Here is a 26,999-nt window from a genome sequence, read left to right as displayed (position 1 = left end):
GCTCATCGCCTGTATGCGAATACTGCTGATCAGATTGAATGCCATGCTGCGAGACGGCACAGAGTGGCGGTGACGAACGGTGGCAGTAAGACAGTTGCTCCCACAATTGGAATGCATTCCTTCTGTGGGAGCGGGCTTGCTCGCGAAGACTGACTTGTTAACGCCGCAAAATCAGCGGACTGTTGCGGCAGCGGGCTTCACCACCGCCGGCTTCAACACCAGCCACAACGCCAGCGCAATCAACACCCCGCCATACAGGTGCGCCATCGACAACGGCTCATCCAGCAGCAACGCGCCCCACAATACGCCGAACGCCGGAATCATGAAGGTCACGGTCATCGATTTGACCGGGCCGATGGAGCTGAGCAGGCGGAAATAGATGATGTAGGCGAACGCCGTGCAGCCCAGACCCAGGCCCATCAGCGACAGCCAGACATTCCACCCACCCCAGCTTGCCGGAGGGGCGGTGATCACGCTGTAGCCGAACAGTGGCAACAGAAACAGCGAGGCGCCGAGCATGCTGCCCACGGCCGAGAGACGACTGTCGAGCCCGCCGCTGTGATCCAGCCAGCGCCGCGTGAGGAACCCGGCGAAGCCGTAGCAAGTGGTAGCGAGCAGGCAGGCGAGGGCGCCCATCAGCAATTGCAGATCGAACGCGACCGGACCTGCGCGCGTCAGCACACCGACACCGAACAAGCCGAGAAACACCCCGGTCAGTTTCGCGACAGTGAGTTTTTCACTGAAAAACAGCCCGCCAATCAACACGCCCATCAGCGGTGTGGTGGCGTTGAAGATTGCCGAGTAACCGGCCGGCAACACCTGCGCTGCCACTGAATACAGCGTTGCCGGAATCCCCGAGTTGATCACCCCCAGCAACATCACGGTTTTCAGTTTGCCCTTGAAATCCCAGCTGATGCGCATCAGCCCGAGAATCACCAGCAGACCGACGGCAGCAATCGACACCCGAAAGAACGCGGTCGGAATGGTGCCGATCACCGGCGCAATAATGCGCATGAACAGGAAGCTCGCGCCCCAGATGGCTGCCAGCGACAGCATGCGGAAAATATCGACAGCGCTCACGATGGCACTCCTTCCTTGATCGGGACGAGAGTGTTGCCGAGCGCCCTGTCGATGGCAACCGCCAATCGGGCATTTAATTTTTCATTCAGAGCACGAAGCGCGTCACCAGGCCGTTGAGGTCGATCGCCAGGCGCGACAGTTCCTGACTGGCAGCGGAGGTCTGGGTAGCGCCGGCGGCGGTCTGGGTCGAGAGATCGCGGATGGTCACCAGATTCTGATCAACCTCGCGCGCCACCAGCGCTTGCTGCTCGGCCGCGCTGGCGATCACCAGGTTGCGCTGGTTGATCTGCGAGATCGACGCGGTGATTTTCTCCAGTGCCTGACCGGCACTGTTCGCCCGGCGCAACGTGTGGCTGGCCTGCTCGGCACTGCTTTGCAAGGCGACGACGGTGGCACCGGTGCCTTGCTGGATGCTGCTGATCATCAGCTCGATTTCTTCGGTGGAGTTCTGCGTGCGTTGCGCCAGCGAACGCACTTCATCGGCGACCACCGCAAAACCGCGTCCGGCCTCACCCGCGCGCGCCGCTTCGATGGCGGCGTTGAGCGCCAGCAGGTTGGTTTGCCCGGCGATGCCGCGAATCACCTCGAGCACCTTGCTGATGTCCTGAGCCTGAGTGGCGAGGCCTTCGGCCTGCTCCGACGCACCGAGCACCGCGCTGACCAGTTCCTGAATCGAGTTGATGGTCTCGCTGACCTGCACATGCCCGTGTTTGCTGTCCTCGTTCGAGGCTTCGGAGGCCTCGGCGCTGGATACCGCGTTGGCCGCAACTTCATCCACCGCCGTGCTCATCTCGGTGACGGCGGTGGCGGCCTGTTCGATTTGATCGTTCTGCTGTTGCAGGCCACGGGTGCTTTGCTCCATCACCGAGCTCATTTCTTCGGCGGCGGAGGCCAGTTGCTGCGCCGATTCGCTGATGCCACGGATGGTCGAGCGCAGGTTGTTCTGCATCTCGGCGAGGGCGCTGAGCAACTGCGCCGCCTCATCGCTACCGTGATCGGCAATCTGGCCGCTGAGGTCGCCGGCGGCAATTTTTTGCGCGACGGACAGGGCCTGATTGATCGGTGCGGTGATGCTGCGGGTCAGCAGCCAGGCCAGCAGCAGGGTGGCGATCAGGGCGACAACGATGATGGTCGCGACAATCCACAGCGCCTGCTGATAAACCCCGGCAGCAGCTTCGGCGGCGCTGTCGGCGCCTTGCTGGTTGAAGCTGATCATCTGCTCCAGCGCTTTGTCGAGGATCCGGCCCTGTGGCGCCAGTTCATTGTTCAGACGGGCATAGGCCTGTTCACTTTGCCCGGCGTCGATCTGAGCGATGATCTGGTCCAGGATGCTCATGTACTTGGCGACGTCGCTATTCAAACCGTCGAGCATCGCCCGTTCCGCATCGCTGGCCAGCAGAGCGGTGTGGTCCTTCAGGCGCTTCGACAATTCTTCGCGCTGCACCTTGATGATGCCTTTGCTTGTGTCGCGTACCGCCGGCTGGGTGCTGGTGATCAGGCGCAGGGATTCGAGGCGGATGTTGGCGATGTTCGCCGCGGCATCGTGAATGCTCTCGATGCTGGGCATCCACGATTCCTCGATCACCGTTGCGCTCTCACGCAGATTTTTCATCTGGCCCAGGCCGAACAGGCCGACCACCACCAGCAGGGCGGCCAATACGGCAAAACTCAAACTGGCGCGCAAACCGATGCGCAGATTGCGGATAGACATCAATGTGCTCCTTGATCTATGAGGAAGAGGTCGTCCTCGTGGGCCGAGGATCTTGTTGTGAGGCGGGTACTGGCGGGCTGTATATCAAAGTGCCACTATTTTGGTAAGACCAATCTGTGAGCAGTTCTTCTCTTTCATCGACAGGCGGGAACGCAGCGGTAAAACCGCGAGCCAGAGCGGCGGGGCAGGGATTGGATCCGAATCCCAGGGAATTCGCGGGCTGGCGCGGGGCGGCAGGCGAGACTGAGAGGGCGGTTAATTGACCGAACGGTCGACTCAAAAAACTTTGATAAAAACTGTGTCGCTGTACAACCCTGCCGCGCTTTTGGCAGAAATTGCACTTCTCCTGCGCATGCATCCGTGGCTAAGCTCAGGCACAGATTTCCACTTGCACGCCGAGGTCTCCTCTATGCCGCAGCAATGGCCAGCCACCGACATCGCCCGCCTGATCCTCGATGGCTTCGACGATTACCGCGAGCATTTCCGGCGGATCACCGACGGCGCGCGGGAACGCTTCGAGCAGGCGCGCTGGCAGGAAACGCAGACCGCGTCGGCGGCACGGATCAATCTCTACGAGGAAAAGGTCGGCGAAACCATCGCCCGCCTGCGCGAGCATTTCGACGACGAGACGCTGATGAATGTCGGCAGTTGGCCGCTGGTGAAAAGTGCTTACATCAGTGTCATCGACCTGCGCTTCGACGATGAACTGTCCGAGACCTGGTACAACTCGATCTTCTGCGGGCTGTTCAGTCACGACCTGATCAGCGACGGCTGCATGTTCATCCACACCACCCGGCCGAGCCTGCGCCGCGCCCGGGCCGCGCAGACCCGCACCTACAAGCCGCAAGGGCAGTTGTCATCGATGCTCGCCAGCATCTTTGCCGACTACCGCTTCAGCGAGGATTACGCCGATTTGCCCGGCGACCTGCAGCGCCTCGAGTCGCAACTGCGCGAGAACCTGCCGGACTGGGTGTGCAAGGATCCGGAGCTGGGCGTCGAGCTGTTTTCCTCGGTGCTGTACCGCAACAAAGGCGCCTATCTGGTCGGGCGCATCTATACCCGCGACGAACAGTGGCCGCTGGTGATTCCATTGCTGCACCGCGAGGGCCGCGGGATTCAGATCGACGCGTTGATCACCGACGAAGCCGACGTGTCGATCATCTTCTCCTTCACCCGTTCGTATTTCATGGTCGATGTGCCGGTGCCGGCGGAGTTCATCGGTTTCCTGCGGCGCATCCTGCCGGGCAAACACATCGCCGAGCTGTACACCTCGATCGGTTTCTACAAGCACGGCAAATCCGAGTTCTACCGCGCGCTGATCAATCATCTGGCCAACACGGACGACCAGTTCATCATGGCCCCCGGCGTGCGCGGCATGGTCATGAGCGTGTTCACCCTGCCGGGCTTCAACACCGTGTTCAAGATCATCAAGGACCGTTTCTCGCCGTCGAAAAACGTCGACCGGGCGACGGTGATCGAAAAATACCGTCTGGTGAAAAGTGTCGACCGGGTCGGGCGCATGGCCGATACCCAGGAGTTCGCCGACTTCCGTTTTCCGCTGAGCAAGTTTGATCCGGCGTGCCTGGAAGAACTGCTCGAGGTCGCGCCGTCTACGGTCTCGGTCGAAGGCGATACGGTGCTGATCCGCCACTGCTGGACCGAGCGCCGGATGACCCCGCTCAACCTCTATCTGGAAAACGCCAACGAAGCCCAGGTGCGCGAGGCACTGGAGGATTACGGCCTGGCGATCAAACAACTGGCAGCGGCCAACATCTTTCCCGGCGACATGTTGCTGAAGAACTTCGGCGTCACTCGTCACGGCCGAGTGGTGTTCTACGACTACGACGAGATCTGCTTCCTGACCGAAGCCAACTTCCGCCACATCCCCGCGCCGCGTACCCCTGAGGACGAAATGGCGTCCGAACCGTGGTACTCGATCGGGCCGCTGGATGTGTTCCCGGAAGAATTTCCGCCGTTCCTGTTCGCCGATGCCGGGCAGCGCAAACTGTTCGATCAACTGCATGGCGAGTTGTACAACGCCGATTATTGGAAGGGTTTGCAGGAGGCGATTCGCGCCGGCAAAGTCATCGACGTATTCCCCTACCGCCGCAAGGGCCTCGATAACGAATAACTGCCAAGTGAACACATTGTGGCGAGGGGATTTATCCCCGATGGGGTGCGAAGCCCCCCAAAAACCATTCAACTCAAACGCTTCAGATCAACTTTTATATCCGGTCGGCGACTGCTGCGCAGCCGATCGGGGATAAATCCCCTCGCCACAAGAGCACCTCGCAGTCGTGTTCAGTGATGCAAATCTGCGACAATCGGCCCCCTGCATAAACAGACGACCGAATTGCGTACCCGATGACCGACGAATCGCCCTCCATCGACAAACTGCTGAAAAACCTCGATCACGCCATGCTCGCCGACCGTCACCGGCTGCGGCGGCAGTTACTCGAGCTGCGCAAGAAACCCGACGAGGCCAAACTGGCCCAGTGGGTGGCGCGCATGCAGGCGTCCTGTGATCAGGTGCTGGCGCGCCGTGCCAGCCTGCCAGTGATTCGTTACGACGACAGCCTGCCGATCGCCGCCAAGCGCGACGAAATCAAGGCAGCGCTGGAGAAGCATCAGGTGCTGATCATCGCTGGCGAAACCGGCTCGGGTAAAACCACCCAGTTGCCGAAAATCTGTCTGGAAATCGGTCGCGGCCAGCATGGCTTGATCGGCCACACCCAGCCACGCCGAATCGCTGCGCGCAGTGTCGCCAGCCGGGTCGCCGAAGAACTCGGCACGCCGCTCGGTTCGCTGGTTGGCTATCAGGTGCGCTTTGAGGATCAAAGCGATTCCAACACCCTGATCAAACTGATGACCGACGGCATCCTGCTGGCGGAAACCCAGAACGACCGCTACCTCGAGCGCTACGACACGATCATCGTCGACGAAGCCCACGAGCGCAGCCTGAACATCGACTTCTTGCTCGGTTACCTGAAAACCCTGCTGCCGCGTCGTCCGGATCTGAAGGTCATCATCACCTCGGCGACCATCGACCTGGAGCGCTTCTCCAAGCATTTCGATGATGCGCCGATCGTCGAGGTGTCCGGTCGCACCTTCCCGGTAGACACCTGGTATCGCCCGCTGACCCTGGAGCAGGATGAAGAGGGCAACCGTGTCGAAGACGACCTGACCGTGGATCAGGCGATCCTCGCCACCCTCGATGAAATTGCCGCCTACGAGCGTAGCGAACGCCGTAGTCCCGGCGATGTGCTGGTGTTCCTGCCCGGCGAACGCGAGATTCGCGACGCCGCCGACATGCTGCGCAAGGCTCAGCTCAAACACACGGAAATCCTGCCGCTGTACGCGCGCCTGTCGCCGGCCGAACAGCAGCGGATTTTCCAGTCGCACCCGGGGCGCCGCGTAGTGCTGGCGACCAACGTTGCCGAGACCTCGCTGACCGTGCCGGGCATCCGTTACGTGATCGACAGCGGCACCGCGCGCATCAGTCGCTACAGCTACCGCGCCAAGGTCCAGCGTCTGCCGATCGAAGCGATTTCCCAGGCCAGCGCCAATCAGCGTAAGGGTCGTTGCGGCCGGGTCGAACCGGGCATTTGCGTGCGCCTTTACAGCGAGGAAGATTTCCTCGGTCGCCCGGAATTTACCGATCCGGAAATTCTGCGTACCAACCTGGCCGCCGTGATCTTGCAGATGCTGCACCTGCGCCTCGGCGAAATCACTGCGTTCCCGTTCATCGAACCGCCCGATGGCAAGGCGATCAGCGACGGTTTCAACCTGCTGCAAGAGCTCTCGGCGGTGGATCGCAACAGCCAGCTGACCCCGCTCGGTCGCCAACTGGCGCGTCTGCCGGTGGACCCGCGCATGGGCCGCATGCTGCTCGAAGCGGCGAAGCTCGGCAGCTTGCAGGAAGTGCTGATCGTCGCCAGCGCCATGTCGATTCAGGACCCGCGCGAGCGTCCGCCGGAGCGTCAGCAAGCAGCCGATCAGGCCCACGCACAATGGAAAGACAGCGATTCGGACTTCGCCGGACTGGTCAATCTGTGGCGCGGTTTTGAAGAGCAGCGTCAGGCGCTGACCGCCAGTCCGCTGCGCAACTGGTGCCGGAAGAATTTCCTCAACTACCTGCGTCTGCGCGAGTGGCGTGATTCCCATCGTCAGTTGAGTCTGATCTGCCGCGACATGCAGTTGAGCCTCAATAAAGAGCCGGCGGATTACCCGAAACTGCACAAAGCGGTATTGGTCGGTCTGCTCAGCCAGATCGGCCAGAAAACCGAGGACGGCGATTACCTCGGTGCCCGTCAGCGGCGCTTCTGGATTCATCCGTCGTCGGGCATCGGCAAGAAACGTCCGCAGTGGCTGATGACCGCCGAACTGGTGGAAACCACCAAGCTTTACGCGCGGATGGTCGCCAAGATCGATGCCGACTGGATCGAGCCGCTGGCCGGGCACCTGATCAAGAAAAACCATTTCGAACCGCACTGGGAGAAGAAGCGCGGCCAGGTCGTGGCTTACGAGCAGATCACCCTGTTCGGGCTGATCGTGGTCGGTCGCCGCCCGGTGCATTACGGCCCGGTGGATCCGGTGGTCTCGCGTGAGCTGTTTATCCGTGAAGGTCTGGTGCGTGGCGAGATTCAGTCGAAAGCCAAGTGCCTGACCGCCAACAAGCAGTTGCTCGAACAGCTCGACGAGCTGGAAGCCAAGGCTCGGCGCCGCGACATTCTCGCTGACGAAGAAACCCTGTACGCGTTCTACGATGCGCGCTTGCCGGCGGAGATTCATCAGACCGCGACGTTCGACAGCTGGTATCGGGTCAACAGCCAGAAAGACCCGCAATTGCTGATCATGCGCGAAGAAGACGTGCTGGCCCGCGAGGCCAGTGAGGTCACCGCGCGCGACTACCCGGACACGCTGCACATCGGTGATCTGGAACTGGCGCTCAGTTATCACTTCGAACCCAATCACCCGCGCGACGGCGTGACCCTGCGCGTGCCGGCACCGCTGCTGCCGATGCTGCCGCCGGAACGTCTGGAATGGCTGGTGCCGGGGCTGATCGAGGCCAAGTGCATTGCGCTGGTGCGCAATCTGCCGAAAGCCTTGCGCAAGAACTTCGTGCCGGTGCCGGATTTCATCAAGGCGGCGTTGCAGCGCATGACCTTCGCTGAAGGCTCATTGCCGCAAGCGCTCGGTCGCGAGTTGCTGCGCATGACCGGTGCGCGCGTCAGCGATGAAGCATGGGCGGAAGCCGCGCAGCAGGTCGAAAGCCATCTGCGGATGAACCTGGAAATCGTCGACGGCCAGGGCAAGTTCCTCGGCGAGGGCCGCGACCTGGCCGAGCTGACCGCGCGTTTTGCCGAAGCCAGCCAGGCGGCTTTGGCCGTGCCGCAGAGTGCGAAAAGTCAGCAACCGGTGGAGGCCAAGGTCTTCGCCCCGGTGGCGGAAAAGACTCAGCAGAAGATCGCCGGACTGTCGATGACGGTCTATCCGGCGCTGGTGGAAGAGGGCGGCACGGTCAAGGAAGGGCGGTTCTCGACCCCGGCCGAAGCCGAGTTCCAGCATCGCCGCGCCTTGCAGCGGCTGCTGCTGCAGCAACTGGCGGAGCCGGCGAAGTTCCTGCGCAGCAAACTGCCGGGTATCACCGAGTTGGGCCTGCTCTATCGCGAGCTGGGCCGAGTGGATGCGCTGGTCGAAGACATTCTGCTGGCCAGTCTCGACAGCTGCATTCTGGAAGGCGAAGACCCGTTGCCCCGTGACGGCGCCGGGCTCGCCGCATTGGCGGAACGCAAACGCGGCAGCTGGACCGAACACGCCGAGCGCGTCGCGCGGCTGACGCTTGAAATTCTCAAGCTGTGGCACGGCCTGCAAAAACGCTTCAAGGGCAAGATCGATCTGGCGCAGGCTGTGGCGCTGAATGACATCAAGCAGCAAATCAGCAATCTGGTGTATCCGGGTTTCGTCCGGGAAACACCGATGCAATGGCTCAAAGAGTTGCCGCGTTATCTGAAGGCGGTCGAGCAGCGTTTCGAGAAACTCGGTGCGCAGGTACAGAAGGATCGCGTCTGGAGCGGCGAACTGGCGGGCCTCTGGACGCAATACCAGACCCGCGCCGCCAAGCATGCGCAGGAAGGCAAACGCGATCCACAGCTTGAACTGTACCGCTGGTGGCTGGAGGAATACCGAGTGTCGCTGTTCGCCCAGCAGTTGGGGACGAAAGCGCCGATCTCGGACAAACGGCTGAGCAAGCAATGGAGTCAGGTCGAGGCCTGATCCCAAACCTTGCTCGATCACCTGTGGGCATTTGTGGTGAGGGGATTTATCCCCGATGGGTGGCGAAGCCGCCCCAAAAGCGACCATCTCGTCCCATCAGTTTTGATGCGGGTGATGGTTTGGCGGTGGCTTCGCAGCCGATCGGGGATAAATCCCCTCGCCACAAAGATAGAGATATGCCCCACATCGGGATTTGGGTTGTGCTTGAGAAAGGCGCCAAAACCTTGGGTTTATGGCAAACTTCGCGACCATAAACGCCGGTTTCGTGACCCAGAGCCTTCGGCCGGGTCACGTGGCGGAATAAAGCGATGCCAGGTCCGCGTCCCCGGACGGGAATAGACCCTTTGTGTGTTGGTACGTCGGTGCCAGCGCTTTCTGCCTGAACAGATTAGAGAAACGACCATGCATAACGTCGTCATCAGCGGCACCGGCCTGTACACCCCGGCCAACAGCATCTCCAACGAAGAGCTGGTGCAGTCTTTCAATACCTACGTCGCGCAGTTCAACGCCGACAACGCCGACGCCATCGCCAGCGGTGAAGTCCAGGCGCTGACCGAATCCAGTGCTGCATTCATCGAAAAAGCCTCGGGAATCAAGAGCCGCTTTGTCATGGACAAGGACGGTATTCTCGATCCTGCGCGCATGGCCCCACGTCTGCCGGAGCGTTCCAACGACGAATGGTCGGTGCTGTGCCAGATGGCCATCGGCGCCGCTGAACAGGCGCTGCAACGTGCCGGCAAGACCGCCGCCGACATCGACGGCGTGATCGTTGCCTGCTCCAATCTGCAACGCGCTTACCCTGCGATCGCCATCGAAGTCCAGGAAGCACTGGGCATTCAGGGTTTCGGTTTCGACATGAACGTCGCCTGCTCCTCGGCGACCTTCGGCATTCAGGCCGCGGCCAACAGCGTGCAACTGGGCCAGGCCCGGGCGATCCTGATGGTCAACCCGGAAGTCTGCACCGGTCACCTGAACTTCCGCGACCGCGACAGCCACTTCATCTTCGGTGACGCCGCAACGGCGGTGATCATCGAGCGCGCCGACCTGGCGACGTCCAAGTACCAGTTCGACGTGGTCAGCACCAAACTGCTGACCAAGTTCTCCAACAACATCCGCAACAACTTCGGCTTCCTCAACCGCGCCGCGGAAGAGGGCATCGGCGCCCGCGATAAGCTGTTCGTGCAGGAAGGTCGCAAGGTGTTCAAGGACGTCTGCCCGATGGTCGCCGAGCTGATCGGTGAGCACCTGGAGGAGAACAAACTCAACGTCGGCGACGTCAAGCGCTTCTGGCTGCACCAGGCCAACCTGAGCATGAACCACCTGATCGTGCGCAAGCTGCTGGGCCGCGAAGCCACCGAAGAAGAAGCGCCGGTGATTCTCGACACCTACGCCAACACCAGCTCTGCCGGCTCGGTGATTGCCTTCCACAAATATCAGGACGATCTGGCCGCCGGTTCGCTGGCCGTGCTGAGCTCGTTCGGCGCCGGGTACTCGATCGGCAGCGTGATTCTGCGCAAGCGCTGAGTGCGCCTGAAAAGATCGCAGCCTGCGGCAGCTCCTACACTGATCTCTGTAGGAGCTGCCGCAGGCTGCGATCTTTTGCTTTCGACCATCTGAAAACGAGGCGTGCATGGCCGCAACCGACGACACCCAACTGCTCGAACGTCTGCTCGCGGGTGAGCAAAAGGCTTTCAAGGAGCTGGTCAGCACCTACCAGAGCGCCATGCGCGCCGTGGCTTACGCGATTGTCGGCCAGCGCCATGTCGAGGAAGTGGTGCAGGACGCCTGGCTTTCGGTGGTGCGCCATATCGGTAGCTTCGAGGGTCGTTCCAGTCTCAAGACCTGGCTGCTGACCATCACCGCCAACTCGGCCAAGAGCCGCTACAAACAAAACCGCCGCGAAGTGTTGCTGGATGACCTGCCGTCACCCCACGGCACCATCGACGACGATCGTTTTTCGCCCGGTGACGGTCATTGGCTGGTGGCGCCGTTCGCCTGGCATCAGGACACCCCGGAAGCCTTGCTCACCGAAAGTGAATTGCGTGATTGCCTGGAGCACACCTTGCTCAGTCTGTCGGAACTGCAAAGCAGCGTGTTGCTGCTGCGCGAGCGCCAAGGCCTGGAGCTGGGAGAGATCTGTAATCTTCTGGAGATCTCGCTCTCCAATGTCCGTGTGCTGCTGCATCGGGCGCGGCTGAAAGTCTTCGCCACGGTGGAGCATTTTGAGGAGACCGGCGAATGCTGACCTGCAAGGAACAAGTGGCACGCTCCAGCGATTATCTCGATGGCCAATTGAGCTTTCGCGAGAAACTGCTGGTGCGCCATCACCTGATGTTCTGCCCCAACTGTCGGCGCTTCATTCGTCAGATGCGTTTGATGCAGGCCACGTTGAATGCGATGCCGGAGAGGCCGCAAGAGGGTGTGGATGCGCTGGCTGAGCGTCTGGCCGAGCAACGCCGTAAGGAAAAATAGAATCTCACTTGTAGGAGCTGCCGAAGGCTGCGATCTTTTGATCCTCAAAAGCAAGATCAAAAGATCGCAGCCTCCGGCAGCTCCTACAGTGTTTTTGCATCCTGCAGAAATAGCCGGCGCGGGACGAAACGAACGGATGATGGGGATCGTTCCGCCCGCATCAGGCTATAGGGTGACGCGTTTTAGAACTTGGCTTCGGCATCCAGCTGCAGAGTGTTGGTGTCTGCGTCACGCTGGGTACGGCTGGAGAAGTCGGCCTTGGTCAGGAAGTACGTGGCGCCGATGGCGAAGTTCTTGTCGATGTCGTAACCGACCTTGAACTTGTGCCCACGGGAACCGGTGGTGCCGTTGGCGAAGTCGGAGTCGGTGAAGGCGCCGACCACGGCGTTGCGTTGCACGTCACGATAGTTGTAATCGAGGTTCAGGCCGAAGACTTTCGACTTGGCACCCAACAGCCACGCGGTGTCCTGATCGGTCACGGCATCGTTGTTCTTCACGTACTGGCCGTAGAACGACAAGGGCATCGGCAGACCGCCGATGTCGACCTGGCTGAACCCTTCATACAGACGGAATTCGTTGTTGGCCGAGTTGCCGTTGACCGCCAGGGCGCACGGTGTGGAAGTGCCGGTGCAGCGGCTGTCTTCGTCGTTCTGGTAGGCGTAGACGCTGCCGCCCAGGGTCAGTTTCAGGTTGTCGGTGATGTTGAAGCGGCTACCCAACTGGCCAGCGGTCAGGCGCAGGTCGTGACGGAATTGCACGCCATCGCCGTCGACGTTGTCCTTGAGATTGTAGTTACCCAGGCTGCCGAACAGTTCGGCGCTGCTGCCCAGTGGATATTTGTAGGTGACGGCCAGACCTTCCGGGTTGATGTCGCTGTCCCAGATCACGTCGCCCATGCTGACCCACGGTTGCAGCATCTTGCCGCCGATCACGTGCAGGTTCTTGATCGCATCCGGGTGGTAGTCGATGTAGCCCAGGTCGAGCCAGATCTGCTTCTTGTCGAAGTAGTTGTCCATGTCCTGGTTGGTCGAACGGGCATCGTCGCCGCCGCCGGTAGCGATACGGATACCGGTGTCGACTTGCGGGTTGATCTCGGTGTAAGCCCCCAGACGTGCGCGGATACGCTGGCGATCCTTGTCGCGGCCGCTGTTGTTCGACTCGCCGTCGATCTTGATGGTCTCCTGACGGATACGCACGTCACCCTTGAACTGGGTCTTGGCGGCCCAGGCGAGTTTCTGGTCGAAGGAGCTCAGCTCGTTGGTTTTCTTCGCGGTTGCCGCGATTTGCTCGTTGGTCTCTTGCTGCGCCTGCTGCGCGATTTGCTGAGCCTTCTGATCCTTGGCCAGTTCAGTTTGCAGTTCGATGTACTGCGCCTGGGAAATGGAGCCGTTGGCCTTGAGCATGTCGAGCAGTTTGGCGTCGACTGCAGCACTGGCCGGAACGCTCATGGCCAGCAACAGGCCACCGCACAGGGCCGCCGCAGTTTTCGTGGAAGCAAGACGCATAGCAATCTCCGAAGATGAGAGGGATGGCAGAACCATCCGGGGCACACCGACGCGCACGTCGGAAAACAGTGTCCGGGTAGAACCCGGCGCTCTAAAAACAGGAGCGAGTATCGCGATGGTTTATGACAGAGCAGTGGCTAAGTGATGTCATGTCGATGACGATACAAAGTTGTCCTGAACTATTGATCTAGAGCGCTGTCGTCCGATTGCTCGTGTGCAAAGGGCAGCGATAAGCGATACTCGCGGGGCTTTGAAGCCCGGAAGTGGAGAGTCAGTTGATGCCGTTGCAACGCCTGCAAAGCCTGTCAGAAATCGCCCCGGCGACCTGGGATGCACTGGTGCCCGAGAACCAGCCGTTTTTGCGGCACGCCTTTCTCTCGGCCCTTGAAGACAGCGGCAGCGTTGGCCCGCATACGGGGTGGCAAGCCGAGCATCTGCTGCACGTCGAAGACGATCGGCTGATCGCGGCGCTGCCCAGTTATCGCAAGTGGCATTCCTATGGCGAGTACGTGTTCGATCACGGCTGGGCCGATGCCTGTGCCCGGGCCGGCATCGATTACTACCCCAAACTGCTGACGGCGGTGCCGTTCAGCCCGGTCAGCGGACCACGCTTGCTGGCCGCCCGGGTCGAGGACGGTTTCGAACTGCTCAAGAGCCTGCCGGGTTATCTGGAAATCGAGGAGCTTTCCAGCGCGCACATCAATTTCACCGACCCGTTCACCGATGCCGCCATGGCCGAGCAGCCGGGCTGGCTGCAACGTATCGGCTGTCAGTATCACTGGCAGAATCGCGGTTATCGGGACTTCCAGGATTTTCTCGACGCGCTCAGTTCGCGCAAGCGCAAGCAAATGCGTAAAGAGCGCGAGCAAGTGGCGGGGCAGGGCTTCGAATTCGAATGGCTGGAAGGGCGTGAGCTGGACGAGGCGCAATGGGATTTTGTCTACGCCTGCTATGCCAACACCTACGCCGTGCGCCGCCAGGCGCCGTACCTGACGCGCGAGTTTTTCAGTCTGCTGGCTGCGCGGATGCCGGAGGCGATTCGGGTGGTCTTCGCCAGACAGGGTTCACGGCCGGTGGCGATGGCCTTCAGTCTGGTCGGGGGCGACAGCTTCTATGGGCGCTATTGGGGCTGTCTGGCCGAGTTTGATCGGCTGCATTTCGAGACGTGTTTCTATCAGGGCATGGACTATGCGATTGCTCAGGGGTATCAGCGCTTTGATGCCGGCGCTCAGGGCGAGCACAAGCTGATTCGCGGCTTTGAACCGGTGATCACCCACTCGTGGCACTACCTGCGTCATCCCGGTCTGAAAGCCGCAGTTAAAGACTTCCTGCAACAGGAACGTGCTGGCGTCCTTGCGTACGCCGAGGAAGCCAGAACAGCCTTGCCATACCGCCAGGCCTGAGCTTGCCTTTAAACGGGGCCGACATCGATTCTCGGGCGTGGTTGATTTATTACTGTGGGAGGGGGCTTGCTCCCGAATGCGGTGTGTCAGTACGGTAGCTATGACTGACACGACGCCTTCGGGAGCAAGCCCCCTCCCACAGGGATTTCCAGTGGGTTCAGGATTGCTCTTTGCCTAGCCAGCGATAAATCGTCCCGCCCACTATCGCGCCAATCAGCGGCGCGACCCAGAACATCCACAACTGCGCGATCGCCCAGCCGCCAACCATCAGCGCCGGCCCGGTGCTACGCGCCGGATTGACCGAAGTGTTGGTGACCGGAATCGAGATCAGGTGAATCAGCGTCAGCCCCAGGCCGATGGCAATCGGTGCGAGGCCCGCCGGGGCGCGTTTGTCGGTGGCGCCGAGGATGATGATCACGAACATCCCGGTCATCACCAGCTCGGTGACAAAGCCTGCCGCCATCGAGTATTTGCCGGGCGAGTGCTCGCCGTACCCATTGGACGCCAGACCTGCTGCGATGTCGAAACCTTCCTTGCCGCTGGCGATGTAGTAGAGCAGCGCGGCGGCGAGTATCCCGCCGAGCACCTGGGCGATGATGTAGGCGGGTAGCTCTTTTGCTGGAAACCGTCCGCCGACCACCAACCCGACCGATACCGCCGGATTGAGATGACATCCGCTGATGTGGCCGATGGCGAACGCCATGGTCAGCACCGTCAGACCAAACGCCAGGGCCACCCCCAGCACCCCGATGCCCAGAGGCGAAGACGCGGCGAGCACCGCACTGCCACAACCACCCAGAACCAGCCAGAACGTACCCAACAACTCAGTAACTGAACGTTTGAACAGAGACATGAGAGAGTCCTTGATAGGCGTGCTATCGAGACTGTATCGAGTTGTGCTTCCTTGCAGATTTACGACAGGTTCCGTGCTGGAACCTTGGCTGAGTACAGCACGCTTTGGATGGATTTCCAGCAGCCATCAAAAAACCGCCAGAGCCCGTGGTTAGAGGGCTGGGGCGGTTCTCAATATATTGTGGGAGGGGGCTTGCTCCCGAATGCGGTGTGTCAGACAAATGTTCGGTACTGACACCCCGCTTTCGGGAGCAAGCCCCCTCCCACATTGGAGTTGTATTGATTCAATGATCAATCGATCCCGACAAATCCCCCGGTCTGGTGCGCCCACAACCGCGCATACAACCCACGATGCGCCAGCAGTTCGGCGTGGGTACCGCTCTCGGCGATCTTGCCGTTTTCCAGCACTACCAGCCGATCCATGCGAGCGATGGTCGAGAGACGGTGAGCAATGGCGATCACGGTTTTGCCTTGCATCAGGGTTTCCAGGCTTTCCTGGATCGCCGCTTCGACTTCCGAGTCGAGTGCCGAGGTCGCTTCGTCCATGATCAGGATCGGCGCGTCCTTGAGCAGCACCCGGGCAATCGCAATGCGCTGGCGCTGACCGCCGGACAGTTTCACCCCGCGTTCGCCGACGTGCGCGTCGAAACCGGTACGGCCCTCAGCGTCCGACAGCAGCGGAATGAACTCGTCGGCGCGAGCCTTGTGCACCGCGTCCCAGAGTTCGGCGTCGGTGGCGTCAGGCTTGCCATACAGCAAGTTGTCGCGGATCGAGCGGTGCAGCAGGGAGGTGTCCTGCGTGATCATGCCGATGCGTGCGCGCAGGCTTTCCTGGCCGACTTCAGCGATGTTCTGCCCATCGATCAGGATCCGTCCGCCCTCTACGTCATACAGGCGCAGCAGCAGGTTGACCAAGGTCGATTTGCCAGCGCCGGACGGTCCGATCAGACCGATTTTCTCGCCGGGTTTAATGGTCAGATTGAGGTCGCCGATGATGCCTTTCTTCTTGCCGTAGTGAAAATCCACGTGCTCGAAACGCACTTCGCCACGAGCCACGGCCAGCGGTTTGGCCTGCTCGCGATCAGTGACGCTGACCGGTTGCGAGATGGTCTGCAGACCGTCCTGCACCATGCCGATGTTTTCGAAGATGCCGGTGACTACCCACATGATCCAGCCGGACATGTTGACGATGCGGATCACCAGACCGGTGGCCAAGGCGATAGCGCCGACAGTGATCAGCGACTGCGTCCACAGCCACAGCGCCAGCGCGGTGGTGCCGACGATCAGCAGGCCGTTCATGGTGGTGATCGCCACGTCCATGCTGGTCACCACGCGGCCGGCCATCTGCGCCTTGACCGTCTGTTCTTCGATGGCTTCCTTGGCGTAGTGCTGTTCGAAATTGGTGTGGGCGAACAGCTTGAGGGTGGCGATGTTGGTGTAGCCGTCGACGATCCGCCCCATCAGTTTCGAGCGCGCGTCGGAAGCTTGCACCGAACGCTCTTTCACCCGTGGCACGAAGTAATACAGCTCACCGATGTAGGCGACGATCCACGTCAGCAGCGGGATCATCAGGCGCCAGTCGGCTTCGGCGAATAGCACCAGCGAACTGATCGCGTAGATCACCACGTGCCACAGCGCATCCACCGCTTGCACCGCCGAATCGCGCAGCGAGTTGCCGGTCTGCATGATGCGTTGGGCGATGCGCCCGGCGAAGTCGTTCTGGAAGAAATTCAGGCTCTGCTTGAGCACGTAACTGTGGTTCTGCCAGCGGATCATGCTGGTCATCCCCGGGCTCAGGGTCTGATGCACCAGCAGATCGTGCAGGCCGAAAAAGATCGGCCGCAGTACCAGGGCGACCACCACCATCCAGGTCAGTTCGAGGGCATGGTCGCTGAAGAAATTCGGGTTGGGCGTGCCCTGGGCCAGGTCGATGATGCGGCTCAGGTAGCTGAACAGCGCCACTTCGATCAACGCGGCAAACAGGCCGACGACGAGCAGGGCGGCAAAACTCGGCCAGACCTGCTTGAGGTAATAGGTATAGAAGGGCCAGACACGATCCGGCGGGGACGCCGTAGGGGCGTCGCGGAATATGTCGATCAGTTGTTCGAAACGGCGATAGAGCATCAGATAACCGCCCGGATGCCGGGCTCTCCTTTTATCGGTGTGAGCGGCGTGGCTTCAGGCCAGCGCCGCTCGAAACGCCCTGTACAGCTTAGTCGATGACTTTGGCCGACTTGATGATCACAGGGTCGACAGGCACGTTTTGCATGCCCTGTTTGGTGGTGGTCTGCGAGTTGACGATGATGTCGACTACGTCCATGCCTTTGACCACTTTGGCGAATACCGCGTAACCGGCGTCACGGCCCGGATCGAGGAAGGCGTTGTCGGCGACGTTGATGAAGAACTGGCTGGTGGCCGAATCCGGGTTGGAGGTACGGGCCATCGACAAAGTGCCGCGAACGTTGTGCAGGCCATTGCTGGCTTCGTTCTTGATCGGTGCCTTGGTCTCTTTCTGTTGCATCTGCTGGGTGAAACCGCCGCCCTGAGCCATGAAGCCCGGGATCACCCGGTGGAAAATGGTGTTGGTGTAAAAGCCGCTGTTGACGTAATCCAGAAAATTTTTGGTACTGATTGGCGCCTTGACCGGATCCAGTTCGATTTCGATCTGGCCGTTGGTAGTGTCCAGCAGCACGTGCGGTGCTTTGGCAGGCGTGGCAGCCATCAGGTTGGCAGCAAACAGCACGGTGCCGGCGGCGAGGGCGAGTTTTTTCAGCATGGGTCAGTGATCCTGAGATTGAATGTCGGCTGCGGCGAGAAAATCCAGCAGCGTTTGATTGAAGCGTTCGGGTTGATCGAGCGGGGTGGCGTGGCGCGAATCGGCGATGACCACCAGCCGCGCATCGGGCAGCAGTTTTACATAGGTTTCTTTCAGTGCTACCGGTGTGTAGTCACGGTCGGCAGTGACGATGAGCGTTGGACAGGTCACCCGGGAAAGTCGTTCCTGAACGCCCCAGCCAACAATCGCATCGAAGCTGGCGAGATAAGCACGTTTGTCGTTTTTTGCCCAGCGTTCGGCCATTTTCTGCCGCAGATCAGCTTGTTCAGGCTTGGGAAAAAGTTTGCCGCCCAGCGCCTTGCCGATGGTCGCCAGACTCAGCACGCGCATCAGGCTCCAGCGCTTGAACCACTGCCAGTAATCGTCGCGGCTGCGGAGTTTGACCTCGGGGGCGCTGTTGACGATGGTCAGGCTTTTCAGCATTTGCGGCTGATCGACGCCGAACTGAAAGCCGATCATCCCGCCCATCGACAGCCCGACGTAATGCACCGGGCCGAGTTTCAGGTGTTCGATCAATGCCAGCAGATCGGCGCTGAACCCGGCGATGCTGTAGCGCTCGCGAGGTTTGTCCGAGCGACCGTGACCGCGTATATCCGGAACGATCACCCGGTAGTGCGCCGACAGCGCCGGGATCTGCATTTCCCAGTCCAGGGTGCTCGAACCCAGTCCGTGAACCAGTAGCAACGGGGTGCCGTGGCCATATTCCTCGTAGTGCAGGTTGCAACCTTCATGTTCGAAATAGGCCATCGGTGAACTCCGTGTCAGGCTTGCTCGGGGGCGGCGAACGGTGCGTCAAGCGGCAAAGTGTCGAAGGTGCGCAACAGTTCGATGAGGATTTGTGTGGCCGGGCCCAGCGGTTTGTCCTTGTTCGAATACAGATAGAAGCTCGGGTTGCGGCTGCCACCCTGATCCAACGGTAGCAGCTTGAGCGTGCCTTCCTTCAATTCCCGTTCGATCATGTGTCGTGGCAGCCAGGCAAAGCCCAGGCCGCTGCTGACGAACGTGGCAGCCGTGGCGAGGCTGCCGACGGTCCAGCGCTGTTCGGCGCCGAGCCAGCCGACGTCGCGTGGTTGCTGGCGGCCGGAGTCGCGAATCACCACCTGCATCTGGGTTTCCAGGTCCTGGAAGCTCAGTTCGCGGTTGAGCCGATGCAGCGCGTGATCAGGGTGGGCGACCGCGACAAATTCGACGTCGCTCAATTCCGCGCCGAGGTAGCCGGGGATGCTCAGGCCGGTGATTGCCAGATCGGCCACGCCTTCGAGCAAGACCTCCTCGACCCCCGACAACACCTCCTCGCGCAGACGCACGCGGCAGCCGCGGCTCTGCGGCATGAACGCGGTCAGCGCCCGCACGATGCGTGCGCTCGGGTAAGCCGCATCGACCACCAGCCGCACTTCGGCTTCCCAACCTTGCTCCATGTGGTGGGCGAGGTCTTCCAGTTGGCTGGCCTGTTTCACCAGTTGTCGCGAGCGGCGCAGCAGTACGCCGCCGGCTTCGGTGAGCACCGCTTTACGCCCGTCGATGCGCAGCAACGGCACGCCGAGCTGGTCCTGCATGCGGGCGACGGTATAACTCACCGACGATTGCGAACGGTGCAGAACCTCGGCGGCCTGGGCGAAACCACCGTGGTCGACCACGGCCTGCAATGTTCGCCATTGATCAAGGGTCACGCGGGGCGCTTTCATCAATAGCTCCTCTTGTCCTAAGCTGGCCGTCCCTCATGGAGACTGGCGAATGAAAAAATTCTGTTGTGTGGTGCTCGCGTTGCTGCCGCTGACTGCGTTTGCTTACCCGATCGATGTGCAGAAGAACCTCAATGGCTTGAAGATCGACTACGAGACCTTCGACACCGACAAAGACATCGGCTCCATAAAAGTCGTCAACTTCGGTGATGTCGATGCAATCTGCAAAGTCGTTTTCAACAATGGCCCGGAAGCACCGCGTACGCGCAACATCGAAGTCCCGGCCCGCAAGCATACGAATGCCACGGCCAAGTTCTCCCGCGAGATCATCAGGCTGCGCATCGACCTGAGCTGCAGCCCGAAATAACACCGATCCCTTGTAGGAGTGAGCCTGCTCGCGATAGCGGTGTGTCAGTCAACTCTGATGTATCGGACACGCCGCTATCGCGAGCAGGCTCACTCCTACAAAGGTGCGTGTCAGCATCTAAACGAATTATTCGATGCTTTGCAGCAATTATTTGCGCTTTTTCATCGATACAACCCTGTTTAACCTTCACTCCATCGACCTACAACATTCTCGGATGGAGACTACACACCATGTCCCGCGTTCTGATCATTGAAAGCAGCGCCCGCCAGCAAGACTCGGTTTCCCGTCAACTGACCCAGACCTTCATTGGTCAGTGGAAAGCGGCGCATCCCAACGATCAGATCACCGTGCGTGACCTCGCCGTGAACCCCGTTCCGCACCTGGACGCCAACCTGCTGGGCGGCTGGATGAAGCCTGCCGAGCAGCGCAATGCCAGCGAACAATCGTCGCTGGAGCGCTCCAACGAGTTGACCGATGAATTGCTCGCCGCCGACGTGCTGGTGATGGCGGCGCCGATGTACAACTTCGCGATCCCGAGCACCCTCAAGGCCTGGCTCGACCACGTGCTGCGTGCCGGCGTGACCTTCAAGTACACCGAAACCGGCCCGCAAGGCCTGCTCAGCGGCAAGCGTGCCTACGTGCTCACTGCTCGCGGCGGCATCTACGCCGGCGGCCCGGCCGACCATCAGGAACCGTACCTGCGTCAGGTAATGGGTTTCATCGGCATCCATGACGTGACCTTCATTCACGCCGAAGGCATGAACCTGGGCGGCGACTTCCAGGAGAAGGGCCTGAATCAGGCCAACGCCAAACTGTCCCAGGTCGCTTGATATGTTAATCGCCAGATAATCGCCGCTTGTTTAAGTGACCTGGCGCAACCCCTTCAAGGCTCTACGCGCATCGAACCTCCCTTTGCACTTGTTGCTCCTGAGTGCTGTAGCCCGATTGAACGCTTTAGCGAGATCGGGCTTTTTTTTGCCTGGGATTATCTGAGGCACGTGTAATCCTTGTGGGAGCGGGCTTGCTCGCGAAGGCGGTGTGTCAGTCAAATATTCGTCGACTGACACGATGCCTTCGCGAGCAAGCTCGCTCCCACAGGGTTCAGTGTTGCCTGAGGTTCGCGGTCTGGCGCAAAAACCGCTATCGTCGCCGCCATTCGAAACAGAGGCGACCATGGGCTATCTACTTTTTGTCACGCTGATCCAGGCGTTTTCCTTCAGTCTGATCGGCGAATACCTCGCCGGTCACGTCGACAGCTACTTCGCAGTGCTGGTGCGCGTGGTGCTGGCCGGGCTGGTGTTCATTCCGTTGACCCGCTGGCGCTCGGTGGAGCCCTCGTTCATGCGCGGCATGCTGCTGATCGGCGCGTTGCAGTTCGGCATCACCTACGTTTGCCTGTACCTGAGCTTTCGCGTGTTGACGGTGCCGGAAGTGCTGCTGTTCACCATCCTCACGCCGCTGCACGTGACGTTGATCGAAGATGCGCTGAACCGCCGCTTCAATCCGTGGGCGCTGATCGCCGCGTTGGTAGCGGTGGGCGGTGCGGCGGTGATTCGTTTCGACAGCGTCAGTCCGGACTTCTTCATGGGCTTCCTGTTGCTGCAACTGGCCAACTTCACCTACGCGGCGGGGCAGGTGATGTACAAGCATCTGGTGGCGAAACACCCGAGCGATCTGCCGCATTACCGGCGTTTCGGCTTCTTCTACCTCGGGGCACTGGCGGTGGTATTGCCGGCGTTTCTGCTGTTCGGCAAGTCCAACTTCCTGCCCGAAGCGCCGTTGCAGTGGGGCGTGTTGCTGTTCCTCGGTCTGGTCTCGACGGCGCTGGGCATATACTGGTGGAACAAAGGCGCGTGCATGGTCAACGGCGGCACGCTGGCGGTGATGAACAACCTGCATGTGCCAGTGGGCTTGCTGCTGAATCTGCTGATCTGGAATCAGCATGAGGAGCTGGGAAGGTTGTTGCTTGGCGGGAGTGTGATTCTGGCGGCAGTGTGGATCAGCCGGTTGGGTATCAGACACACCGCGTAACCCTCGTAGGAGTGAGCCTGCTCGCGATAGCGGTGTGACAGTCAACTTTGATTTGACGGATACACCGCTATCGCGAGCAGGCTCACTCCTACAGTTTTGATCGGTGGCGTTACATGAGGTGTTTTTGCGGTTCCGGAATGTGCGCCGAACCCAGCACCGCCGGCAGCAACCCGGTACGCAAATCCCCGCCACTCGGCTGCTGATACAGGCTCAAGCCAAACTCCGGCAGCACCGCCAGCAGATAGTCGAAAATATCCCCCTGAATCCGCTCGTAATCGGCCCACACCGTGGTGGTGGTGAAGCAGTAGATTTCCAGTGGAATGCCCTGCGCCGTGGTCTGCATCTGGCGCACCATGCAGGTCATGTTCGGCTGCACCTCCGGGTGACTCTTCAAATACGCCAGCGCATAAGCGCGGAAGGTGCCGATGTTGGTCATGCGCCGGCGGTTGGCCGACATCGCAGCCACGTTACCCTGCGCTTCGTTCCACGCCTTGAGTTCGGCTTTCTTGCGGCCCATGTAGCCGGTCAGCAGGTGCACCTGGGAAAGCTTTTCTTCTTCATCGTCACGAATGAAGCGCACGCCGCTGGCGTCGATGAACAGGCTGCGCTTGATCCGTCGCCCGCCGGACTGTTGCATGCCGCGCCAGTTGCGGAACGACTCGGACATCAGGCGCCAGGTCGGGATCGAAACGATGGTCTTGTCGAAGTTCTGCACCTTGACCGTGTGCAGGGTGATGTCGACCACGTCGCCATCGGCACCGACTTGCGGCATCTCGATCCAGTCGCCGACTCGCAGCATGTCGTTGCTGGTCAGTTGCACGCTGGCAACGAACGACAGCAACGTGTCCTTGTAGACCAACAGAATCACCGCCGACATCGCACCCAGACCGGAGAGCAGCAACAGCGGCGAACGGTCGATGAGGGTGGCGACGATGATGATCGCACCAAACACGTACAAGACCATTTTCGCCAGTTGCACATAGCCCTTGATCGAGCGGGTGCGGGCGTGTTCGGTGCGCGCGTAAATGTCCAGCAGCGCATTGAGCAGGGCACTGACCGATAGCAGCAGGAACAGAATGGTGAACGACAGCGCCACGTTGCCGAGAAAGGTCATCGCGGTTTTGCTCAGTTCCGGCACCAAGTGCAGGCCGAACTGGATCACCAGCGACGGCGTCATCTGCGCCAGACGTTGAAACACCTTGTTGTGGCGAAAGTCGTTGATCCAGTGCAGGGCTGGCTGACGCCCGAGCATGCGGCTGGCATGCAGGATCAGATAGCGTGCCACTCGTCCGAGCACCAGCGCGATCACCAATAGCAGCATCAGCGCCAGGCCGGATTGCAGGAATGGGTGCTTTTCGAGGGCACCCCAGAGGTCTTGGGCGTTGAGCCAGAGCTGTTTGAAATCCATGTGAGCAACGATTCTTCTGTAAGACGCGATGGGCGATTAGAGCATTTAAGACGCTGTGTATTACCGTTGGAGACAAATCGAGCAACAAAAAAGCCACTGATTACGCCCGTTTGTATAAAGAAACTCGGCCTGAGCGCTCGAAACCGGTAACCTATGCAGCTGTTTTTTTGCATATCTTCGAGGTAGCACCCGTGTTTTCCCAATTCGCCCTGCACGAACGCCTGCTCAAAGCCGTGGCCGAGCTGAAATTTGTCGAGCCAACGCCTGTGCAAGCAGCGGCCATTCCGCTGGCGCTCCAGGGGCGTGACCTGCGGGTGACGGCGCAAACCGGTAGCGGCAAGACCGCCGCTTTTGTCCTGCCGATCCTCAATCGCCTGATCGGCCCGGCGAAGATCCGCGTCAGCATCAAGACCCTGATCCTGCTGCCGACCCGCGAACTGGCCCAGCAGACCCTGAAAGAAGTTGAACGCTTCTCGCAGTTCACCTTCATCAAGTCCGGCCTGATCACCGGCGGTGAAGACTTCAAGGTGCAGGCCGCGATGCTGCGCAAGGTGCCGGACATCCTGATCGGTACGCCGGGCCGGATGATCGAGCAACTCAACGCCGGCAACCTCGACCTCAAAGAAGTTGAAGTGCTGGTGCTCGACGAAGCCGACCGCATGCTCGATATGGGTTTCGCCGAAGACGTGCAACGTCTGGTCGACGAATGCCCGAACCGTCAGCAGACCATGCTGTTCTCCGCCACCACCGGCGGTTCCGGCCTGCGCGAGATGATCGCCAAGGTGCTGAACAACCCAGAGCACCTGCAGCTCAACGCGGTCAGCCAGCTGAACTCGACCACCCGCCAGCAAATCATCACCGCCGACCACAATCAGCACAAAGAGCAGATTGTGAACTGGCTGCTGGCCAACGAGACCTACCAGAAGGCCATCGTCTTCACCAACACCCGTGCCATGGCCGACCGCATCTACGGCCGCCTCGTGGCTCAGGAATACAAGGCGTTCGTGCTGCACGGCGAGAAAGACCAGAAGGATCGCAAACTGGCGATCGATCGTCTGAAGCAGGGCGGCGTGAAGATTCTGGTCGCTACCGACGTCGCGGCCCGTGGTCTGGACGTTGATGGCCTGGATCTGGTGATCAACTTCGACATGCCACGCAGCGGCGACGAATACGTGCACCGCATCGGTCGTACCGGCCGCGCAGGCAACGACGGTCTGGCGATCTCGCTGATCTGCCACGGCGACTGGAACCTGATGTCGAGCATCGAGCGCTACCTCAAGCAGAGCTTCGAGCGCCGCACCATCAAGGAAGTCAAAGGCACCTACGGCGGACCGAAGAAGGTCAAGGCCTCGGGCAAAGCCGTCGGCGTGAAGAAGAAAAAGACCGACGCCAAGGGCGACAAGAAGAAAACCGCCGCCAAGACCCCGACCAAGCGCAAGAGCGCCAACCGTCCGAAGCCGGATTCTCTGGTGAGCAGCGACGGCATGGCCCCGCTCAAACGTCGCAAGCCGGCTGAGCCAGCGGCTGAATAAATCGCCACAAATGGCCAATAAAAAACCCGGACAGTGTCCGGGTTTTTTTTGCGCAGGGTTTGTCAGCTCCCCAACTGTCCGCTGGTGTCTGCGTCAAAGCGCTGTTTGGCGCGACCTGCCGCCGGTTTGAGCAGCGCGAGCAGCGCGGCTTCGCTGTACAGCCGCGAGTCCCCAAGCTCTTTCGGCGTCGGCTCGATCGGGATCAGTACATCTTCACCGGCAGCGTGCAGCCAGATCGCCACGACGTGCAGTGCCGAGACAAACAGCACCCGCAGTTCAACGCTCTTGCCCTGCAATTGCGGCGCCTGTTCCGCCAGTTTCAACGCGCCCACGGTGTCGGCGGCCCGGGTGCCGTGGTTCAGCGAAGCGAACTCGACATGGCCACGCACCTCGGCCAGTTGCGCATCGGCAATGCTTACGCCGTCGGCAAACACCAGGTAATGCCAGTCGCCTATACGTGCGTCTTTCAGACCCTTGCCTTGGCTCAGGTCGTCGAGTGTCAGCGAGTAGCCGCGATAGGCTTCGCTGAGGCTGACTTTGGCCGGTGTCGCGTTGGCGAACTGGCGGTTGATGCCGAAGCCCTGGTTTTGCAGCGCGGCTTGCAGCACCGGACGCAAAGTCTGTACGCCGTTGGAAGGCGCCTTTGGATAAGTCAGTTGCATGATGTCGCCCTCCTAGTTTTTTGCGGTGAAATAAGTGTGAGTCCAGTTGCCGCCGCCGTTGTACGAACCGGGGAATGAGTTCAGCGCGCGGGTCGAGTAACCGTAGATCGAGTCGGCGATCAGCACGTAGTTGCCGTTGGTGCCGTAGATCGCCAGGAAGTGCGCGCCACCACCGTACCAGGCACAACGCAGGCCGACCGGGCGGCCCATGTTGATCTGGTTCTGAATGGCCGACATCTGCAGCGAACCCTGATTCATCCCGTTATAGCTGCGGGTGGTCTGCAGGGCCGAATCCAGATAGCCGTAGACGTTGCACGGCCCCGGCTGGCTGCAGCAATTGCGGTCCAGTTGGGTGCTGGCGACGCCGCACTGGGTCCAGTTTCCAGTGCCGTAATAATTGCCGACCGAAGCGGAAACAGCGGCCCAGCACCAATTGGTCTGAGTCTGTTTCTGCATCGTGAAGTTAAGGTTGGCAGCGGCCAGTGCCGCGGTTTGCGCAGTGGCTTCAACCTCGACCAGTTGCGGGTCGATCAGGTGGCCAACAAGGCACCTTGGCAGGCTCTCGCCGGTGAACGATGTTGCTTGAGTGGTTAACATTTTTTCAGTCCTCCATGAATGAAAACAAGCGTCCAGCTTGTGATTGTGTTGCGGTATTGCCGAGCGATCGGTGGGTAACGGTTTTCATCTGCGATGAACGGTGCCGATCTCCTTGCTCGATGTAACCTTAGTCTGGATATGCGTTTATGCAAGAAAATAAATGCACAAATGCATTTTTAAGATCAAAAGATCGCAGCCTGCGGCAGCTCCTACAGGGTCTGGTGTAGGAGCTGCCGCAGGCTGCGATCTTTTGATCTTGTTTTTAGCTGTCGGCTTTTTTCTCAGCCGAGTCCAGTTCCTTCAAGCGCTGATCAATCAACTGGCACTTGTCCGGCAGATCGGCGCTTGCCGTGCCCAAGTCCATCTTCTGCAACTCGGCATTGATTTCCTTGGCCTTGGCCGGATTCTGTTCGGTGAGCTTGGCCACTTCCTTGGCCAGTTGTTCGCGTTTGGCGGTGGCTTCTTCTGGTGTGCAGGCCCAGACCGGCAGGGCGCAGGCCAGGGTGGCGGCGAGGGTGAGCTTGAGCAGGGTTTTCATGGGGGCAGGCCTCCGTTCCGGGTAGGGCGGGTTGATCGGTGGAGGGT

General features: G+C 60.3%; 22 protein-coding genes. 10 read left to right on the top strand and 12 right to left on the bottom strand.

Translation table 11 applies throughout. The features are described from left to right. Positions 1–171 precede the first annotated feature (171 nt). On the bottom strand, positions 172–1,080 hold the full coding sequence (locus AC3WMV_RS25760) for a DMT family transporter (protein WP_103369664.1): 909 nt from the start codon (positions 1,078–1,080) through the stop codon (positions 172–174). 85 nt (positions 1,081–1,165) lie between these two features. Beyond that, a complete protein-coding gene (locus AC3WMV_RS25755; RefSeq protein WP_103369665.1) occupies positions 1,166–2,791 on the bottom strand; it encodes a methyl-accepting chemotaxis protein in 1,626 nt (541 codons plus the stop codon). Between the two features lie 409 nt (positions 2,792–3,200). Between AC3WMV_RS25755 and aceK the strand changes: the two genes are divergently transcribed. From aceK to AC3WMV_RS25730, 5 genes are all read left to right on the top strand, one after another. Next, positions 3,201–4,922 (top strand): bifunctional isocitrate dehydrogenase kinase/phosphatase, encoded by a 1,722-nt coding sequence (gene aceK / locus AC3WMV_RS25750; protein WP_103369666.1) that lies wholly within the window; start codon positions 3,201–3,203, stop codon positions 4,920–4,922. Positions 4,923–5,155: 233 nt separating this feature from the next. After that, a complete protein-coding gene (gene hrpA, locus AC3WMV_RS25745; RefSeq protein ID WP_103369667.1) occupies positions 5,156–9,067 on the top strand; it encodes an ATP-dependent RNA helicase HrpA in 3,912 nt (1,303 codons plus the stop codon). Positions 9,068–9,469: 402 nt separating this feature from the next. Further along, positions 9,470–10,591 (top strand): beta-ketoacyl-ACP synthase III, encoded by a 1,122-nt coding sequence (locus tag AC3WMV_RS25740; protein ID WP_027614543.1) that lies wholly within the window; start codon positions 9,470–9,472, stop codon positions 10,589–10,591. A gap of 106 nt (positions 10,592–10,697) precedes the next feature. Then, the gene (locus AC3WMV_RS25735; RefSeq protein WP_103369668.1) at positions 10,698–11,312 is read left to right on the top strand and encodes an RNA polymerase sigma factor; all 615 of its coding nucleotides are present in this window, start codon (positions 10,698–10,700) and stop codon (positions 11,310–11,312) included. Further along, positions 11,306–11,539 carry an anti-sigma factor family protein gene (locus AC3WMV_RS25730; RefSeq protein WP_103369669.1) on the top strand — a complete coding sequence of 78 codons (234 nt, stop codon included), beginning with the start codon at positions 11,306–11,308 and terminating at the stop codon, positions 11,537–11,539. Before AC3WMV_RS25735 ends, AC3WMV_RS25730 begins: the two co-directional genes overlap by 7 nt. 182 nt (positions 11,540–11,721) lie before the next feature. On the opposite strand, the gene AC3WMV_RS25725 is transcribed toward AC3WMV_RS25730, so the two are convergent. Further along, positions 11,722–13,044 (bottom strand): putative porin, encoded by a 1,323-nt coding sequence (locus AC3WMV_RS25725; protein WP_103369670.1) that lies wholly within the window; start codon positions 13,042–13,044, stop codon positions 11,722–11,724. 278 nt (positions 13,045–13,322) lie between these two features. On the opposite strand from AC3WMV_RS25725, the gene AC3WMV_RS25720 reads away from it, so the two are divergent. Then, on the top strand, positions 13,323–14,447 hold the full coding sequence (locus tag AC3WMV_RS25720) for a GNAT family N-acetyltransferase (RefSeq protein WP_027614545.1): 1,125 nt from the start codon (positions 13,323–13,325) through the stop codon (positions 14,445–14,447). 157 nt (positions 14,448–14,604) lie between these two features. Here the strand turns inward: AC3WMV_RS25720 and aqpZ are convergent, their stop codons facing one another. The 5 genes from aqpZ to AC3WMV_RS25695 form a co-directional block, all read right to left on the bottom strand. Next, entirely contained in the window at positions 14,605–15,300 is a 696-nt protein-coding gene (gene aqpZ / locus AC3WMV_RS25715) for an aquaporin Z (RefSeq protein WP_027614546.1), read from the bottom strand. 290 nt (positions 15,301–15,590) lie between these two features. Beyond that, entirely contained in the window at positions 15,591–17,423 is a 1,833-nt protein-coding gene (locus tag AC3WMV_RS25710; RefSeq protein WP_103369671.1) for an ABC transporter ATP-binding protein, read from the bottom strand. 88 nt (positions 17,424–17,511) lie between these two features. Beyond that, positions 17,512–18,075, bottom strand: coding sequence for a peptidylprolyl isomerase (locus tag AC3WMV_RS25705; protein WP_027614548.1), 564 nt, complete (start codon positions 18,073–18,075; stop codon positions 17,512–17,514). A 3-nt stretch (positions 18,076–18,078) separates the two neighbouring features. Next, positions 18,079–18,882, bottom strand: a complete 804-nt coding sequence (locus AC3WMV_RS25700; RefSeq protein WP_098967722.1) for an alpha/beta fold hydrolase — start codon at positions 18,880–18,882, stop codon at positions 18,079–18,081. Positions 18,883–18,896: 14 nt separating this feature from the next. Beyond that, a complete protein-coding gene (locus AC3WMV_RS25695) occupies positions 18,897–19,820 on the bottom strand; it encodes a PA3225 family LysR-type transcriptional regulator (protein WP_027614550.1) in 924 nt (307 codons plus the stop codon). 49 nt (positions 19,821–19,869) lie between these two features. On the opposite strand from AC3WMV_RS25695, the gene AC3WMV_RS25690 reads away from it, so the two are divergent. The 3 genes from AC3WMV_RS25690 (at position 19,870) to AC3WMV_RS25680 (ending at position 22,215) form a co-directional block, all read left to right on the top strand. Beyond that, on the top strand, positions 19,870–20,184 hold the full coding sequence (locus tag AC3WMV_RS25690; RefSeq protein ID WP_096796628.1) for a 3-phosphoglycerate kinase: 315 nt from the start codon (positions 19,870–19,872) through the stop codon (positions 20,182–20,184). A gap of 230 nt (positions 20,185–20,414) precedes the next feature. Continuing rightward, positions 20,415–21,014: an FMN-dependent NADH-azoreductase gene (locus tag AC3WMV_RS25685; RefSeq protein WP_096796629.1), complete on the top strand. Its 600-nt coding sequence runs from the start codon at positions 20,415–20,417 to the stop codon at positions 21,012–21,014. 343 nt (positions 21,015–21,357) lie between these two features. After that, a complete protein-coding gene (locus AC3WMV_RS25680; RefSeq protein WP_103369672.1) occupies positions 21,358–22,215 on the top strand; it encodes a carboxylate/amino acid/amine transporter in 858 nt (285 codons plus the stop codon). A 109-nt stretch (positions 22,216–22,324) separates the two neighbouring features. On the opposite strand, the gene AC3WMV_RS25675 is transcribed toward AC3WMV_RS25680, so the two are convergent. After that, a complete protein-coding gene (locus AC3WMV_RS25675; protein ID WP_097086735.1) occupies positions 22,325–23,623 on the bottom strand; it encodes a mechanosensitive ion channel family protein in 1,299 nt (432 codons plus the stop codon). Positions 23,624–23,814: 191 nt separating this feature from the next. Between AC3WMV_RS25675 and AC3WMV_RS25670 the strand changes: the two genes are divergently transcribed. Continuing rightward, positions 23,815–25,155 carry a DEAD/DEAH box helicase gene (locus AC3WMV_RS25670; RefSeq protein WP_041070247.1) on the top strand — a complete coding sequence of 447 codons (1,341 nt, stop codon included), beginning with the start codon at positions 23,815–23,817 and terminating at the stop codon, positions 25,153–25,155. Positions 25,156–25,217: 62 nt separating this feature from the next. Here the strand turns inward: AC3WMV_RS25670 and AC3WMV_RS25665 are convergent, their stop codons facing one another. The 3 genes from AC3WMV_RS25665 to AC3WMV_RS25655 all read right to left on the bottom strand — a co-directional run bounded on the left by AC3WMV_RS25665 (position 25,218) and on the right by AC3WMV_RS25655 (position 26,952). Further along, the gene (locus AC3WMV_RS25665) at positions 25,218–25,817 is read right to left on the bottom strand and encodes a hypothetical protein (RefSeq protein WP_103369673.1); all 600 of its coding nucleotides are present in this window, start codon (positions 25,815–25,817) and stop codon (positions 25,218–25,220) included. Positions 25,818–25,829: 12 nt separating this feature from the next. After that, positions 25,830–26,414, bottom strand: a complete 585-nt coding sequence (locus AC3WMV_RS25660; RefSeq protein WP_097086739.1) for a papain-like cysteine protease family protein — start codon at positions 26,412–26,414, stop codon at positions 25,830–25,832. A 262-nt stretch (positions 26,415–26,676) separates the two neighbouring features. After that, on the bottom strand, positions 26,677–26,952 hold the full coding sequence (locus AC3WMV_RS25655; RefSeq protein ID WP_097086740.1) for a hypothetical protein: 276 nt from the start codon (positions 26,950–26,952) through the stop codon (positions 26,677–26,679). Positions 26,953–26,999 lie beyond the last annotated feature (47 nt).

Source organism: Pseudomonas sp. FW305-3-2-15-E-TSA4, from assembly GCF_058787295.1.
The sequence above is the reverse complement of the archived record's forward strand: the minus strand, read 5'-3'. Positions and strand labels throughout refer to the sequence as shown.